Genomic DNA, 14,645 nt, shown 5'->3' on the forward strand with positions numbered 1-14,645 from the left:
CGGTTACTGCACGCGGGTCCAGGCCTGGCCGCGGCAGATCAGGCCGCCCGCGACGCAACCCTTGACCGTCAGCTTGTTCTGACCGTCAAGCGACATCTTGGAATTGTAGGTCTTGTCCCGGTCCGGCGCCCAGATCTTGCCGCCGCTATAGCTGCCGCCGCCATCCGCGACCATGTCCCAGATGATCTTCTTGCCAAGATTCTCGTAATCCAGCTGCTGGTTTCCGTCCTTGTCGAAGGCGCTGTCTATGGTGCCGCAAACGGCGCTGCCGCAAGGCCCGATCGAGACGTGCAGATATCCGCCGGTATCGCCCGGCTGGGTTTTCCAAAGCCCGTCGACCGGGTCATCCGCACGTGCGCCGGTGGCCAAAGTGACCAGTGCCGCAGCAGCGGCCAAAGCAAGTTTGTTCATGGTATCCTCCCTGATTTGCAGCCAGTCTGACCGCCGGCACTGGTTCGGGCAAGATTGACTTTGCGTCGCGTTGCATCCCCTGCCCCGCCTGTGCCATATCCCGCGCCAGTACCAGTCACGAAAAGGCCGCCCGACATGATCCTCTATCCCGCTATCGACCTGAAAGACGGCCAGGCCGTGCGCCTTCTGCGCGGCGAGATGGACAAGGCCACGGTCTTCAACGAAGACCCCGCCGCCCAGGCTCGCGCCTTTGTCGAAGCCGGCTGCGAATGGCTGCATCTGGTGGACCTGAACGGCGCTTTCGCCGGGGAACCCGTGAACGCCGCCCCGGTCGAGGCGATCCTGAAATCTTGCGACGTGCCGGCCCAGCTGGGCGGCGGCATCCGCGACATGGCCACCATCGAGACCTGGCTGGACAAAGGGCTGGCGCGGGTAATTCTGGGCACGATTGCGGTGGAAAACCCCGATCTGGTCCGTCAGGCAGCCAAGGCCTTTCCCGGCCAGGTCGCCGTCGGCATCGACGCGCGCAACGGACGTGTCGCCACCAAGGGCTGGGCCGAGGAAACCGACGTGATGGTGACCGACCTGGCGCGCAGCTTCGAAGACGCGGGCGTGGCGGCGATCATCTACACCGACATCAACCGCGACGGCGCGATGCAAGGCCCCAATGTCGAGGCCACGGCCGACCTGGCCCGGGCAGTCTCGATCCCGGTGATCGCCAGCGGCGGGGTCAGCTCGCTGGACGACCTGATCGCCCTGCGCGACTGCGGCGCAAACTTGAACGGCGCGATTTCAGGCCGCGCGCTCTATGACGGCGCGCTGGATCTGCGCCATGCCCTGGCGGCGTTGAAGGGTTAGGTTATTGCAAGCGGTCCGCAAACAGGTTCTGCCCGAGCAGTCTGAATTGTGGTCGCTGTTCACTCCGGGTGATTTTGTTGATGGGTACTCGGTCCAAAGCGACCTTGCACCGTTTGACGCAATGAAAATCGGTCTGAACATGCCGGGGTGGGTGAAGATCCTGATGGGGATCCGGAACGCAATCGTTGCCCCATTCGGCCTGAAGGGCGGCAAGCACTTGAACACCGACAACGGCTCGCCCGACGCAGGCACCGGCGCGATTTTTCCCGTGACCTACAGGGATGAGACCGAGGTCATCGTGGGAATCGATGACCGCCATCTGGATTTCCGCATCGCCGTGCATCGCGACAAAGACCGCATAGTCATGGCAGCCTGGGTGCGGACTCACAATCGTTTGGGTCGGATCTATCTGACGGTGATCATGCCCTTTCACATTCTGATCGTGCGCAATTGCATGAAACGGATCGCGCGCGCCTCTGCGGTATGACGCCGATCAGTTGGCCGCCGCACTCGTCAGCTTGCTCAACGCACCGCGCATCTTGTCGATCACGGGGGATTTCTCCACCGCATCAAGCTCGTCCATGGTTTCCTTGGGATCTTCGTAGGCCACCCAGACTTGGCCGTCGGCATCCTCATAGGCCTGCACCTTGAGCGGAAGGAACAGTCCCGCACGCGGATCGATCTGCATGGCGGGCGTTCCCAGGGCCGGGTTTCCGAAGATCAACACCTGATTGGGCGGTATCGTCATGTCGACCTTGTGCGCACCGGCCGCGTGGTCAACGCGGGCAAATACAGTCGCGCCTGCATTTTCGATGGCAGCCTGCAGCGCGTCGATGGCCTCGGTCACGGACTTGTCGGTCGGGACCTTGATGATGTCGTCAGCCATCGCCCAAGTCGCACCGGACAGAATGAAAGCGGTTGTAAGAAACAAGTTGCGCATGGTTTTCACCTCCTGCTGAAATCCGCTTCAGTTTCACGAGGTTCCGGGCGCAGGACAATCACAACTCTGGCATCGGCGGGGCTTTGCCGGTAGAGGTGCGGCAACAAAGGACAAACCATGCTGAAAACCCGCATCATTCCCTGTCTGGATGTCGCCGATGGCCGCGTGGTCAAGGGCGTGAATTTCGTGGGCCTGCGCGACGCGGGCGATCCGGTGGAATCGGCCAAGGCCTATGACGCCGCCGGCGCTGACGAGATCTGCTTTCTTGACATCCACGCCACCCACGAAAACCGCGGCACCATGTTTGACGTGGTTCAGCGCACGGCCGAGCAGTGCTTCGTACCGCTGACAGTGGGTGGCGGCGTGCGCACCAAGGAAGACGTGCGTGCACTGCTGCTGGCCGGGGCCGACAAGGTCAGCTTCAACTCGGCCGCCGTGGCCAACCCCGACGTGATCGCCGAAGCCGCTGACCAGTTCGGCAGCCAGTGCATTGTCTGCGCCATCGACGCCAAAACCGTCAGCCCCGGCAAATGGGAGATCTTCACCCACGGCGGACGCAAACCTACCGGCATCGACGCTGTTGAATTTGCCAAGACCGTCGTCGCCAAGGGCGCGGGTGAGATTCTTCTGACCTCGATGGACCGCGACGGCACCAAGGCGGGGTTCAACATTCCACTCACCCGCGCGATCTCGGACGCGGTCGACGTGCCGGTTATCGCCTCGGGCGGCGTGGGCAATCTGGATCATTTGGTCGAAGGCGTGACCGAAGGCGGAGCCAGCGCGGTGCTTGCGGCCTCGATCTTTCACTTCGGCGAATACACGATCCGCGAGGCCAAGGAACACATGGCCGCTACGGGCATCCCCATGAGGCTGACATGAGCATACTGCACGATCTGGCCGCCACGATCGCATCCCGCAAGGGCGCGGACCCCGACTCCAGCTGGACCGCCAACCTGCTGTCCAAGGGCCCCGAGAAATGCGCCGAGAAGTTCGGCGAGGAAGCCGTGGAGGCGATCATCGAAGCCGTGAAGGGTGACCGCGACCGGCTGACATCCGAGGCCGCCGACGTGCTGTATCACCTGCTGGTGATGCTAGCCGCGCGCGACGTGGCGCTGGAAGACGTTCTGGCCGAGCTTGCCAGGCGGCAGGGCACCAGCGGCATCGCCGAAAAGGCCGCGCGCGACCGGGGCTGACACCCGGCTTTCACCAATAGCGTCCGCGCCCTATACTGGTTGACCGAAGCGCCTGTCGGGCGCAGGGGCGACAAGGGACGCAGGCATGTTCAAACCCATAATCTGGGCACTGACGACGCTAGCCATTCTGGGGCTCGGCGCATGCTCATCCGCGCCGCCCGCCCGCAGCGACGACGTCGCACGGCTTGCAGCCCAGATCCAGGCGCTGGGGCCCGAGGTCGACCCGGAAGAAGCCCGGCGCGCGGCCCGCGTCACCTATGCCTATACCGCGCAACTGGCGCAGGAATACCAGATCACGGATCCCCCTCTGATCCACAATGCCAAGGTCAACAAGGGGCTGCGCCCGCGAGGGCTGTGCTGGCACTGGGCCGAGGACATCGAACGGCGCTTGAAGCAGGAGAACTTTCGCACGCTGACCCTGCACCGCGCGATCGCCAATGCCGACAATCCGTTCCGAATCGATCACAGCACGGCAATAATCAGCCGACGCGGTGATTCGATGGACGACGGTGTCGTTTTGGACCCGTGGCGCTATGGAGGGGTCCTGTTTTGGAGCCCCTTGCGCGAGGACACGCGCTATGAATGGGTCCCGCGCGACATCGTGCTGGAGAAACGACGGCAAGAGCAGCTTGCGGAAATGAACTCCGTCGCGGTGAACTGAACCGTCAAAGTTTCGATGAGATGATGCCGGTGGCGAACCCGCCCATGCGCAGCTCGCCGAACAGGCGTTGATATTCGATCTTGGGACAGCGATTCATTACGACATCGACACCGCGCGCCTGCGCCACCGCAGCGGCCTCGGCGTTTTCGACTCCGATCTGCATCCAGATAGTGCGCAGGTCGGGAAATGCAGCCAATGCCTCGTCCACGATCGGAGGAACGGCTTCGGACCTGCGAAAAATATCCACCATGTCAACGGGTTCACTGATTTCGGACAACGAGGCCCGAACGGTTTCACCAAAAAGATCGGCGCCGGCATGGCCGGGATTGACCGGAATCACCCTGAACCCCTTGAGCGACAAGTAGCGCGCAACATAGTAACTGGGCCGCACCGGGTTCATCGACACGCCTACGACCGCAACCACCTTAGTGCGTTTCAGGACGGATCTGAGGAAGTCATCGGAATAGTCGGTCATGGCTGCAGCCTAGCCGTGACTTGGAAAAGAAAAAAGCGCCCAAGGATACCTTGGGCGCCAGTTGTTGGAACGAGGGACAGTGAAATGACCCGCGGCAGTTCCGTTCCGCGGTCACTGTGACATTTAGGCACGAGTTTCGGAAAAAAAAGAGGCCACGCGCATTTTTGTGATGACACGAGCGGATAAGCGGGAATTCGCCTGTCAACCGTATAGGATCGCCGGCCAGTTTTTCTCGGCCTTCTGGATGAAGCCGGTCGTGTCCGTCAGCCACATCTTTTCAACCTCGGGGGAATGCGTCAGATACAGCCTGCCGCCTACGATTTTCCACGCCATCGGGTCCGTGCTGGTGAGTTCGCCATAGGCCATGGCATAGGCGCAATAACCGCCGAACCTCGGCGCGTAGGCGCGCGGATTAAGTTCAAACGCCTCTCGGTTCTCCTGCGAGGCAAACCGCCAGGTAGCGCCCTTCCACATCACCGCAATGTCGGGTTGCCCTTGAACCGGGCCGCCATCTCGAAAATAGCTGACCGCGTCATAACCGGTAATGGCCGCACCTTTTGCGGAATAGAAGACCGGGGCGGTCTGCGCCCGCAATGTCAGCGGACCAGCGATTGAAAATGTGAGACCGGCAAGTACGGAACGTCGGGATAGCATCAGATTTCACGGGTTATGTTTTACAGACGCTATAAGATGCAACTTTTGACGCGCCGCGAAACCCATTTGACGCAGTTGTGAAGGGTCGTGTCGGAAAGGGCTCAGTCGAACACGTCCTCGATCACATCCCAAGCTTCGTCCAGAACGCGCGAGAAGAGGCCTTTTTTCCTTTTCTTGTAGCTCTTCTTTTTGGGCTTTTGCATCGGAATGCTGTGTCGCGGCTGTGGATCCGAAGCCTTTTTGACAGGGATCATCTTCAGGTTATGCAGCGGGGCACCGCAACTGGAACAGCTGAGTTCGTGCCGCTGGCGACCCTTGAGGACCAGCGCCGCGCGGGTGCCGCAGTAGCAGCACGTAGCAATCTTGGACGGGGCGGGAATGGGTCTCTCCTCTCAATGCGGCTGAGAAGCATATAGGGCAATCGCCGCGGCATTTGAGACGTTCAGGGATCCGAAACCGCCCGCTGCGTCAATTTTGACAAGCATATCCACCGTTTCCTTGGTCTTTTGCCGCAATCCCGGCCCCTCGGCGCCCAGAACCAGCGCAACCGGACGATCGCGCTTGCCTTCCAAAGCGGCCTCGATGGTCTGATCGGCCTCACCATCCAGGCCCAGAACCAGGAACCCCATATTCTGCAACTCAACGATCGCGTCGGCAAGGTTGCGGACCCGCAGGTAAGGTTGGCGCTCCAACGCACCGCTGGCGGTCTTGGCCAGCGCACCGGTTTCCGGCGCCGAGTGGTGGCGCGTGCCGATGACCGCGCTGGCGCCCAGAACCTCGGCCGAGCGCAGAATCGCGCCCACATTGTGCGGATCAGTCACGCGGTCCAACAGCAGCACCCGAGGGTTTTCGCGCCCGATGCAATTCTCGGCCAGACCGCCCCACTCCAGCGGCTTGACTTCAAGCGCCGCGCCTTGGTGCACCGAGCCCGGGTCGATTGGCGCGTTGAATTTTCGCGGATCGACGAGTTCAGCCTGCATGCCGGATTCCGCGATCGCATCCGCCAGCTTGTCCTGCGCGTTGCGAGTCACGATCAGGCGCAGTTTCTGCCGTTTGGGGTTCATCAGCGCATCACGCACGGCGTGCAATCCGAACAACCAGACGGTTTCGGAAGCCGCCGCTTTGCGCGCCTGCTCTTTCTCAATCACCCACTTCGGTTTCTTCATTTTACTGGCCTCCGGGCCGGGAACAATGTTTCCTGCGCCAAAGCGGAATTTTCCTGTTGACGCTCCTTTTGAGCGCTAGTAATCACGCCTCCACGTCAGGTGCAACGCCTGACAGTGGGCGACAGGCCGCAAGGTGTGGCAGGGGACTGTAACTCCCTCGCGGAGACGCACGCCTGGTTCGATTCCAGGGTCGCCCACCATCTTCTTCCGCAAATCAGAACGCAGATGGATGGCGCACACCGGATTTGTCCGGGTGGACCTTTGCGTTTGCCCTCGATTCTGCAAGGAAATTCAGGCAAAGGTTGAGTGCCCGGAGATCATGCGATGCCCTGAGCATCAACGGCCGGACATCGGACGGCTTGGGAATGGCGGTTGCGTCCCGACACCCGATGTTTGTATCGAAACGGGATTTTCTGACTCATCCTTTCCAATGAGCAGCTTAGAATCTTCAAGTTCCAAAAATTTACAAATTCATGAATCAAAGAGTTCAAGAATTTACAAAATAATATTTCATTTCTAGGGACTTGTTGGGGAATTTTCATTCTGCCCCTCATACTTGCCCTGCGCAGGTTGCGTTTTACCCGACGGAAGAGGAGCCCGAGGGCGTAGCCTGCTAATTGGGAGGAATTCATGTCAAACAAATCTGTCACGCGTCGCGGCGTGCTGAAGTCTGGTGCCGTCACAAGCGCCGGTCTGGCATTGCCGACGATCTTCACGGCTTCGTCGGCCGCGGCCTATACCAACGAACCCACTGGCGGATCAGTCACGCTGGGCTTCAACGTGCCGCAGACCGGCCCCTACGCCGAAGAAGGCAATGACGAACTGCTGGCACAGCAGCTGGCGGTCGAGCATCTGAATGGCGAAGGCGACGGCGGCTGCCTGAACACCTTCACGTCGAAGGCGCTGAAGGGGAACGGCATCCTGGGCAAGAAGGTCGAGTTCGTCACCGGCGACACGCAGACCAAGTCCGACGCCGCCCGTGCATCGGCCAAGTCGATGATCGAAAAAGACGGCGCGATCATGATCAACGGCGGTTCGTCCTCGGGCGTGGCCGTGGCCGTTCAGGGCCTCTGCCAGGAGGCGGGCGTGATCTTCATGGCCGGCCTGACGCACGCCAACGACACCACCGGCAAGGACAAGAAGGCGAACGGCTTCCGTCACTTCTTCAACGCCTACATGTCGGGTGCCGCTCTGGCGCCGGTGCTGGCCAAGGAGATGGGTACCGAACGCCGCGCCTATCACCTGACCGCCGACTACAACTGGGGCTGGACCCAGGAAGAGTCGATCGTGGCGTCGACCGAGGCGATGGGCTGGGAGACGGTCAACACCGTCAAGACCCCGCTGGCCTCGACCGACTTCTCGTCCTACATCGCGCCGGTTCTGAACTCGGGCGCGGACGTGCTGGTTCTGAACCACTACGGCGGCAACATGGTCAACTCGCTGACCAACGCGATCCAGTTCGGCCTGCTTGACAAGGTCGTGAACGGCAAGGACTTCAAGATCGTCGTTCCGCTGTACTCGGAACTGATGGCCGCCGGCGCCGGCGAGAACATCAAAGGCGTTCTGGGTTCGATGAACTGGAACTGGCAGCTGCAGGATGAGGGCACCAAGGCCTTCGTGAAGTCCTTCGGCGAGAAGTACGGCAAGCCGCCGTCGAACTCGGCCCAGACCTGCTATGCCCAGGTGCTGCTGTACGCGGATGCGTGCGAGCGCGCAGGCACCTTCAACCCCTGCGGCGTCGTCGAAGCTCTCGAGGACTTCGAGTTCGATGGTCTGGGCAACGGCCCGACCTGGTATCGCGGTGCCGACCACCAGTGCTTCAAGGATGTGCTGGTCGTGCGCGGCAACGAGAACCCGACCAACGCCTATGACACGCTGGAGATCGTCGAAATCACTCCGCGGGCGCAGGTCGAGTACGATCCGGATCACCCGATGTTCGCCGGCGGCGAACTGGGCAAGTGCAACCCGGGCGCGTAACCCCGACACTCGGTTTTTCGCAAGAAAACCCCTGAGTCCTCAAAACGGCTCTCTCCGGTCAGACGACCGGGGAGAGCTGCCGGGACCAGTCAAAGGTAAGGACAATGGACGCAATCCTACTGCAAATTCTGAACGGGCTGGACAAGGGCTCGGCCTATGCGCTGATTGCGCTGGGGCTGACGCTGATCTTCGGCACGCTCGGCGTGGTGAACTTCGCCCACGGGGCCCTGTTCATGATCGGCGCCTTCTGTGCCGTCACGCTTCAGAAGATCTTCAACCTCAGCTACGAGGTCATCGACGAGACCCAGACCGACTTTCTGGGCAACCCGCTGAAGGTGAAGACCCCCTATGTCGAAAGCTGGTTCGGCCCGGAGATGGGCGCGACCATCATCGACTGGTCCGTGCCACTGGCCATCCTGTTCGCGATCCCGATCATGCTGATGGTCGGCTACGTGATGGAACGCGGCCTGATCAAGCATTTCTACAAGCGTCCCCATGCAGATCAGATCCTTGTGACTTTCGGCCTGGCCATCGTTCTGCAAGAGATCATCAAGTATTTCTTCGGCGCCAACCCGATCCAGACCCCGCCGCCTGAGGCGCTGAGCGGGTCGGTCGATCTGGGCGTGGCGTTCGGCTTTGATCCGAATGCCATCATCTATCCGATCTGGCGTTTGGTCTATTTCCTGTTCGCGGTCGTGATCATCGGGGGCGTGTTCTCGTTTCTGCAGTTCACCACCTTCGGTATGGTCGTGCGCGCCGGAATGGCCGACCGGGAAACCGTGGGCCTTCTGGGCATCAACATCGACCGACGGTTCACCATCATGTTCGGCATCGCAGCCGCGGTGGCTGGCCTCGCGGGCGTGATGTACGGGCCGCTGAACCCGCCCAACTATCACATGGGAATGGATTTCCTTGTGCTCAGCTTCGTGGTTGTCGTGGTCGGCGGAATGGGCTCGCTGCCCGGCGCGGTTCTGGCCGGGTTCCTGCTGGGCATCCTTGAAAGCTTTGCCTCGACCACCTGGGCGACCACCACGATCCCGGGCATCAACCAGATCATCATCTACCTTGTCGCCATCATCGTTCTTCTGACCCGTCCGCGGGGTCTGATGGGCCGCAAAGGCGTGATGGAGGAATAACCCATGCTGGGACTGAACAAAAAAGACACAAGCCTGCTGATCGTCGTCGCGCTGCTGACGCTGCTGGCCCCCTTCATCCTGAACCCCTTCCCCACTGACAGCGCCATGGCGCAGTTCAACGCGGGCTATCCGGACCTGATGCAGCGGTTCGTGATCTTCGGCATCTTTGCCATCGGGTTCAACATCCTGTTCGGCCTGACCGGATACCTGTCCTTCGGCCATGCGGCCTTTTTGGGGGTGGGTTCCTACTCGGCCGTTTGGATGTTCAAACTGCTCAGCTACAACGTCATCCCGGCCATCGCGCTGAGCGTCGTGGTCGCCGGGCTGTTCTCGGTTCTGATCGGCTATGTCAGCCTGCGCCGGTCGGGGATCTACTTTTCTATCCTGACGCTGGCCTTCGCGCAGATGAGCTTTGCGCTGGCCTATTCGGTGCTGTCGAACCCCAAGTTCAACCTGACCAACGGGGAAACCGGCCTGCAGGTCTATGCCGATGACCCGCAGATCCTGCAGGGGGCCAATGCGCCCGATCTGCCGCATCTGTTCGGCCTGCCGATGCGGGCGACCTACACGATGGATGTGGGCGCGTGGAGCTTTGACTTCAACGCGGGCTACTATCTGTGCGCGGTAATCATGATGGTGGTGTTCTACCTGGCGATCCGCATCTTCCGTTCGCCCTTCGGCATGATGCTGCGGGCGGTGAAGTCGAACCAGCAGCGGATGAACTATACCGGATTGAATTCCAAACCCTACACACTGGCCGCGTTCGTGATCTCGGGCATGTATGCCGGTTTGGCCGGTGGCCTGATGGCCGCGATGGACCCACTGGCTGGCGCTGAACGGATGCAATGGACCGCCTCGGGCGAGGTCGTTCTGATGACCATCCTGGGCGGCACCGGTACTCTGATCGGACCGGTTCTGGGTGCGGGCTTCATCAAGTATTTCGAGAACATCTTCTCGAAGATCAACGACAACGTGCTGCACAGCTGGTTCGCCTTCCTGCCTGACGGGCTCGAGGACGCGGTGGTGTTCATAATCCACCCGTTCATCGGCAAGGGCTGGCATCTGACGCTGGGCATCCTGTTCATGCTGGTGGTGATCTACCTGCCCGGCGGGCTGGTCGAGGGCGGTCAGCGGTTGCTGAACTGGATCCGCCGCAAAAGCGTTGGCGGGGATGACACCCGTGAAGGCAAAACCGAGCCGGCAGAATAAGGAAACGCGTCAATGGCAATTCTGAAAGTAAAAGATGTCAGCAAGCGCTTCGGCGGCCTCAAGGCCCTGACGGACGTGAACCTGAGCGTCGAGGAAAACTCGGTCCATGCGATCATCGGCCCCAACGGGGCGGGCAAGTCCACCCTGCTGAACTGCCTGGTGGGCAAGCTGATCCCCGATACCGGATCTGTCCTGTTCGACAACCAGTCAGTCCTGGGGCGCGAGCCGTACCAGATCAACCAGATGGGCATCAGCCGGGTGTTCCAGACGCCCGAGATCTTTGGCGAGCTGACCGTGATGGAGAACATGCTGATCCCGATCTTCGCGATGCGCGACGGGGCATTCCGCATGCACGCCTACGAGACCATCGCCAACGAAAAGGAGGTGGTCGAACAGGCCGAGGCCATGCTGGAAGAGATGAACATGGCCGACAAGCGGCACATGCATTCAGCCTCGCTGTCGCGCGGCGACAAGCGGCGGCTCGAGATCGGCATGTGCCTCAGCCAGAAGCCGCGCCTGCTGCTGCTGGACGAGCCCACGGCCGGTATGGCTCGGGCCGACACCAACAACACCATCGACCTGCTGAAACAGATCAAGGATGAGCGCGACATCACCATCGCGATCATCGAACACGACATGCATGTGGTGTTCAGCCTGGCCGAGCGGATCACCGTTCTGGCGCAGGGCACGCCGCTGGTCGAGGACACCCCCGAAAACATCCGCGGAAACCCCAAGGTCCGAGAGGCCTATCTGGGCGAGGCGGCGTGAGGAAAAGCTATGAACGAGAAACCTGACTTTTCGAAAAACGCCAACATGGCCAGCACCGCGCCCGCGTTCCTGTCGGTGTGGGACATGCATTCGTACTATGGCGAAAGCTACATCGTCCAAGGCGTCAGCTTCAACGTCCACGAGGGCGAGATCCTGGCCCTGCTGGGGCGCAACGGGGCCGGCAAGACTTCGACTCTGCGCTCGATCGCGCGCGTGGGCGAGCCCGAGGTGCGCCACGGCGAAATCTGGCTGGACCACAAGCCACTGCACAACATGACCAGCTACGAGGCCGCCGCCGCCGGATTGGGCCTTGTGCCCGAGGATCGGCGGATCATCCCCGGCCTGACGGTCGAGGAGAACCTGCAGCTGGCCCAGATCGCCCCCCCGATCGGCTGGTCGCTGGAACGGATCTACGAGCTGTTCCCGCGTCTGGGCGAACGGCGCAAGCAAGAGGGTGTGACTCTTTCGGGCGGCGAACAGCAGATGCTGTCGATCGCCCGCGCGCTGGCCCGGGACATCAAGGTGCTGCTGCTGGACGAACCCTACGAGGGGCTGGCCCCGGTGATCGTGGACGAGATCGAAAAGACGCTGATCCACATCAAGCAACAGGGCATGACCACCATCATCGTCGAACAGAACGCGGTGCGAGCGCTGCAACTGGCCGACCGGGCAATCATTCTGGACACCGGCTGCATCGTGTTTGACGGCACCGCCGACGAGGTGCTGGAAAACACCCAGCTGCGCGAGGAATACCTGGCGATCTGACCCGTGTCAGTTGGGCAGGCAGGCCCATTCGGCCACGACCTGCCCCTGCCGCAGGGCCAGAACCGTGCCGAACTGGTTCAGAACCGCTTCACTCTGACTGGGGCGCAGCAAGGCGATATCGCCGGGCTGCGCCTTGGTTGTTTTGGGACCCACCCAAACCTCCTGGTTGCTTGAACGCCCGAAAACGCCGGAATAGCCGAACCCGTCGGGCCAGACGGGGCTGGCCAGATAGTGCCCACCGGAAATGGCGAGGTTGGTCCGGCGCAGTCCGGGCAGGTCGATCCCTGGCACCGGGTTGCGCGGCATGACCTTGAGGATCGGTGTGGCCAAGAACAGCGCGGGCAAAAACGCCTTGGTCGATGCATGGTCGAAATCCGAGGGTTTCACCAGAACCGACCCAAAGGCAACTTCGGTCGCCGGGGTTCGTGTGGCCGGGTCCTGAAAGGTCAGGCTGCCACCGGTGTTCAGGCACAGCCCCTGCGCCCCCTGCCCTAGCGCAGCGACCGCTTGCCCAAAGGCTTTGGCACTGGCTCTCCGCGCGCGGCGTCGGAGCGGCCCAGGCAGTTTGGCCAGATGCACCTCGTATCCCATCACGCCCGACAGCGCGGCATGGGTATGATCCGCGATCCTTGCCGCGACGCCTGCGACCTGATCGGCGGTCAAGCCGCCGCGGTGCAGGCCCACATCGATCTCGAGCGACAGGCGCAGCGTTTGGTCCGTGTCAGCGGCCAGCGACAGATACGCGTCCAGCCGCTGTGGCGTGTCGATCAGCCACTGCACCCTCCGGGCAGCGTCGGGATGCGTCTCAAGAATCCGCCGGGCGGCCGTCACCGGCAGCGGTTTGCCCAGCAGGTGATCGGTGTCCGGCTCGGCGGCCAGCAGGGCCGACAGCATGGGTTCGGAAAAGCTCATCAAGCCCGATGTCGGAAGCCGGCTGCGGATATGGTCCAGCAGAGGCAGACACGGCAGAGACTTGGCCACCAACCGGGCCTGCAGGCCGTGGCCCAACCCCGCGCGGGCGGCGTCACAATTCGCCTCGACCCGGTCCAGATCGACGACGGCAACCGGCCGGTCGACGCCATGATCGCGCAGCGCTTGGGCGAGATGTTCAAGATACTCTGCAGTCATGGGCGGAACATCCGGGCCAGCGCGGGTGTCAGGAACTTGTCCGTTGGGTCCAGCTTTTCGCGCAATGCGCAGAATGAATCGAAATCGGGATAAAGGCGCGACAGATCGGAATAGGTCAGGCTGTGCAACTTGCCCCAATGGGGCCGGCCGCCGGCCTGCAGGAACAGCGGCTCCATCGCCTCGAAATAGCGCAGTTGGCCTTCCTTCGCATCGGTGTGGATGGCAACCGACACGCGCGGGCCACCTTGGAACGGTGATAGGCATGCGTCGTCGCCTGCGGTCTGGCGCACCTCGATGGGGAAATAGATGTCGGCATGGTCACGCTCCAACCGCCGGATCAGATCGGACAGCACGTCCCGGGCGTTTTCCGGCGGCAGGTGGTATTCCATTTCCTTGAACCGGATATGCCGGTCGCTGCACAGAACGCGCCAGCTTTCGCCGACGTAATCCTCGTCGGACTGGGCCAAGGTCAGCAGACGCAGCAGGGCGCGCCGCAAACCGGGGCTGAGCCGACCCGCATTGCGCGCCAGCTTCAGAACCTTGACGGCGATCATGTCCAGATCGCGCGGCGCGCGAGTCTCGGGCGCGTCGGTTATGTCATGCTGGATTTCAACGGTCTTGCCGGTGAAGGGGATGTAGAAGAATTCGAAATTCCGGTTCTCGTCCCAATGCTGGTGCATGCGCTCCAGACTGTCCTGCAGGCCTGACAGACGCACCCGGCGGCGCAGGTTGTATTTCGGCACGACGTTGATCTGTGCCTCGGTTAGGATGCCCAGCAGACCCAGCGAGACCTGCACCATGTTCAGCGGAATGTCGTCGGTGGTCAGGGTCTGCCCATCCGCGCCGATCAGCCGGGCTGCGGTGATTTCGGCGGACAGGCACAGTAGGGTGCGCCCAGTGCCATGGGTCGCGGTGGCCGCCGCGCCGGCCAGAGTCTGCACGTTGATATCACCCAGATTGCGGAAGGCCATGCCATGCTCGGCCAGTGCCGGCGACAGATCGCGCAGCCGGGCATTGGCGTTGATCCAGGCCCGCCCGCCTCCGATCTGCGTCACGGCAGGCAGGTCCAAGGCGGTCAAGTCAATGATGTGTTGCGCCCCCGGAACGAGCGGGGTGAAGGAATGCCCTGCCCCGACTGGACGCAGGGTTTCGGCCGAGGCGATCAGCTGCTGCAGGTCCTCGAACGTGATCGGCCGCTTGGGCCGTATTTGGCTGGTCTGGTTGCCTGCCCAGTTCTGCCACATGGCTGATCCTCCTCCCATCCGGGGCAGAGGATTGCAGCCGGGGCGATAGGGAACAAGCCC

At 61.9% G+C, this 14,645-nt stretch carries 17 protein-coding genes and 1 tRNA gene; 11 read left to right on the forward strand and 7 right to left on the reverse strand.

The window, feature by feature from the left end; all coding sequences use genetic code 11:
* Positions 1-3: 3 nt before the first annotated feature.
* The gene (locus tag AC2FNL_RS13040; RefSeq protein ID WP_005977442.1) at positions 4-411 is read right to left on the reverse strand and encodes a DUF2147 domain-containing protein; all 408 of its coding nucleotides are present in this window, start codon (positions 409-411) and stop codon (positions 4-6) included.
* 135 nt (positions 412-546) lie between these two features.
* On the opposite strand from AC2FNL_RS13040, the gene hisA reads away from it, so the two are divergent.
* Both hisA and AC2FNL_RS13050 read left to right on the forward strand, forming a co-directional pair.
* Positions 547-1,269 (forward strand): 1-(5-phosphoribosyl)-5-[(5-phosphoribosylamino)methylideneamino]imidazole-4-carboxamide isomerase, encoded by a 723-nt coding sequence (hisA, locus tag AC2FNL_RS13045; RefSeq protein ID WP_093964825.1) that lies wholly within the window; start codon positions 547-549, stop codon positions 1,267-1,269.
* 4 nt (positions 1,270-1,273) lie between these two features.
* Complete coding sequence (locus tag AC2FNL_RS13050; RefSeq protein WP_093964824.1) at positions 1,274-1,756, forward strand: DUF2867 domain-containing protein; 483 nt, start codon at positions 1,274-1,276, stop codon at positions 1,754-1,756.
* Between the two features lie 6 nt (positions 1,757-1,762).
* On the opposite strand, the gene AC2FNL_RS13055 is transcribed toward AC2FNL_RS13050, so the two are convergent.
* Positions 1,763-2,155 carry a DUF302 domain-containing protein gene (locus AC2FNL_RS13055; RefSeq protein WP_496834174.1) on the reverse strand — a complete coding sequence of 131 codons (393 nt, stop codon included), beginning with the start codon at positions 2,153-2,155 and terminating at the stop codon, positions 1,763-1,765.
* Between the two features lie 171 nt (positions 2,156-2,326).
* On the opposite strand from AC2FNL_RS13055, the gene hisF reads away from it, so the two are divergent.
* The 3 genes from hisF to AC2FNL_RS13070 all read left to right on the forward strand — a co-directional run bounded on the left by hisF (position 2,327) and on the right by AC2FNL_RS13070 (position 4,063).
* Positions 2,327-3,088, forward strand: coding sequence for an imidazole glycerol phosphate synthase subunit HisF (gene hisF, locus AC2FNL_RS13060; protein ID WP_496833905.1), 762 nt, complete (start codon positions 2,327-2,329; stop codon positions 3,086-3,088).
* A complete protein-coding gene (locus tag AC2FNL_RS13065) occupies positions 3,085-3,402 on the forward strand; it encodes a phosphoribosyl-ATP diphosphatase (protein WP_496833906.1) in 318 nt (105 codons plus the stop codon). Before hisF ends, AC2FNL_RS13065 begins: the two co-directional genes overlap by 4 nt.
* Positions 3,403-3,487: 85 nt before the next feature.
* Complete coding sequence (locus AC2FNL_RS13070) at positions 3,488-4,063, forward strand: hypothetical protein (protein ID WP_496833907.1); 576 nt, start codon at positions 3,488-3,490, stop codon at positions 4,061-4,063.
* Between the two features lie 4 nt (positions 4,064-4,067).
* On the opposite strand, the gene AC2FNL_RS13075 is transcribed toward AC2FNL_RS13070, so the two are convergent.
* The 3 genes from AC2FNL_RS13075 to rlmB all read right to left on the reverse strand — a co-directional run bounded on the left by AC2FNL_RS13075 (position 4,068) and on the right by rlmB (position 6,358).
* The gene (locus AC2FNL_RS13075; protein ID WP_496833908.1) at positions 4,068-4,538 is read right to left on the reverse strand and encodes a CoA-binding protein; all 471 of its coding nucleotides are present in this window, start codon (positions 4,536-4,538) and stop codon (positions 4,068-4,070) included.
* 201 nt (positions 4,539-4,739) lie between these two features.
* Complete coding sequence (locus AC2FNL_RS13080) at positions 4,740-5,192, reverse strand: YHS domain-containing (seleno)protein (protein ID WP_496833909.1); 453 nt, start codon at positions 5,190-5,192, stop codon at positions 4,740-4,742.
* Positions 5,193-5,584: 392 nt separating this feature from the next.
* On the reverse strand, positions 5,585-6,358 hold the full coding sequence (gene rlmB / locus AC2FNL_RS13085) for a 23S rRNA (guanosine(2251)-2'-O)-methyltransferase RlmB (RefSeq protein WP_496833910.1): 774 nt from the start codon (positions 6,356-6,358) through the stop codon (positions 5,585-5,587).
* A gap of 116 nt (positions 6,359-6,474) precedes the next feature.
* Here rlmB and AC2FNL_RS13090 point away from each other — a divergent pair.
* From AC2FNL_RS13090 to AC2FNL_RS13115, 6 genes are all read left to right on the forward strand, one after another.
* A tRNA-Tyr gene (locus AC2FNL_RS13090) sits at positions 6,475-6,558 on the forward strand.
* 430 nt (positions 6,559-6,988) lie between these two features.
* Entirely contained in the window at positions 6,989-8,335 is a 1,347-nt protein-coding gene (locus AC2FNL_RS13095; protein ID WP_093964815.1) for a substrate-binding protein, read from the forward strand.
* Positions 8,336-8,439: 104 nt separating this feature from the next.
* On the forward strand, positions 8,440-9,471 hold the full coding sequence (locus tag AC2FNL_RS13100; protein WP_496833911.1) for a branched-chain amino acid ABC transporter permease: 1,032 nt from the start codon (positions 8,440-8,442) through the stop codon (positions 9,469-9,471).
* A gap of 3 nt (positions 9,472-9,474) precedes the next feature.
* Complete coding sequence (locus tag AC2FNL_RS13105) at positions 9,475-10,680, forward strand: branched-chain amino acid ABC transporter permease (protein WP_170340250.1); 1,206 nt, start codon at positions 9,475-9,477, stop codon at positions 10,678-10,680.
* Between the two features lie 12 nt (positions 10,681-10,692).
* Entirely contained in the window at positions 10,693-11,448 is a 756-nt protein-coding gene (locus AC2FNL_RS13110; protein ID WP_093964812.1) for an ABC transporter ATP-binding protein, read from the forward strand.
* A gap of 9 nt (positions 11,449-11,457) precedes the next feature.
* Positions 11,458-12,213 carry an ABC transporter ATP-binding protein gene (locus AC2FNL_RS13115; RefSeq protein ID WP_093964811.1) on the forward strand — a complete coding sequence of 252 codons (756 nt, stop codon included), beginning with the start codon at positions 11,458-11,460 and terminating at the stop codon, positions 12,211-12,213.
* 6 nt (positions 12,214-12,219) lie between these two features.
* Here the strand turns inward: AC2FNL_RS13115 and AC2FNL_RS13120 are convergent, their stop codons facing one another.
* Positions 12,220-13,341, reverse strand: coding sequence for an alanine racemase (locus AC2FNL_RS13120; protein WP_496833912.1), 1,122 nt, complete (start codon positions 13,339-13,341; stop codon positions 12,220-12,222).
* Positions 13,338-14,585: a D-arabinono-1,4-lactone oxidase gene (locus AC2FNL_RS13125; protein ID WP_496833913.1), complete on the reverse strand. Its 1,248-nt coding sequence runs from the start codon at positions 14,583-14,585 to the stop codon at positions 13,338-13,340. Before AC2FNL_RS13125 ends, AC2FNL_RS13120 begins: the two co-directional genes overlap by 4 nt.
* Positions 14,586-14,645 lie beyond the last annotated feature (60 nt).

Source organism: Ruegeria sp. CRTD044 (assembly GCF_059613485.1).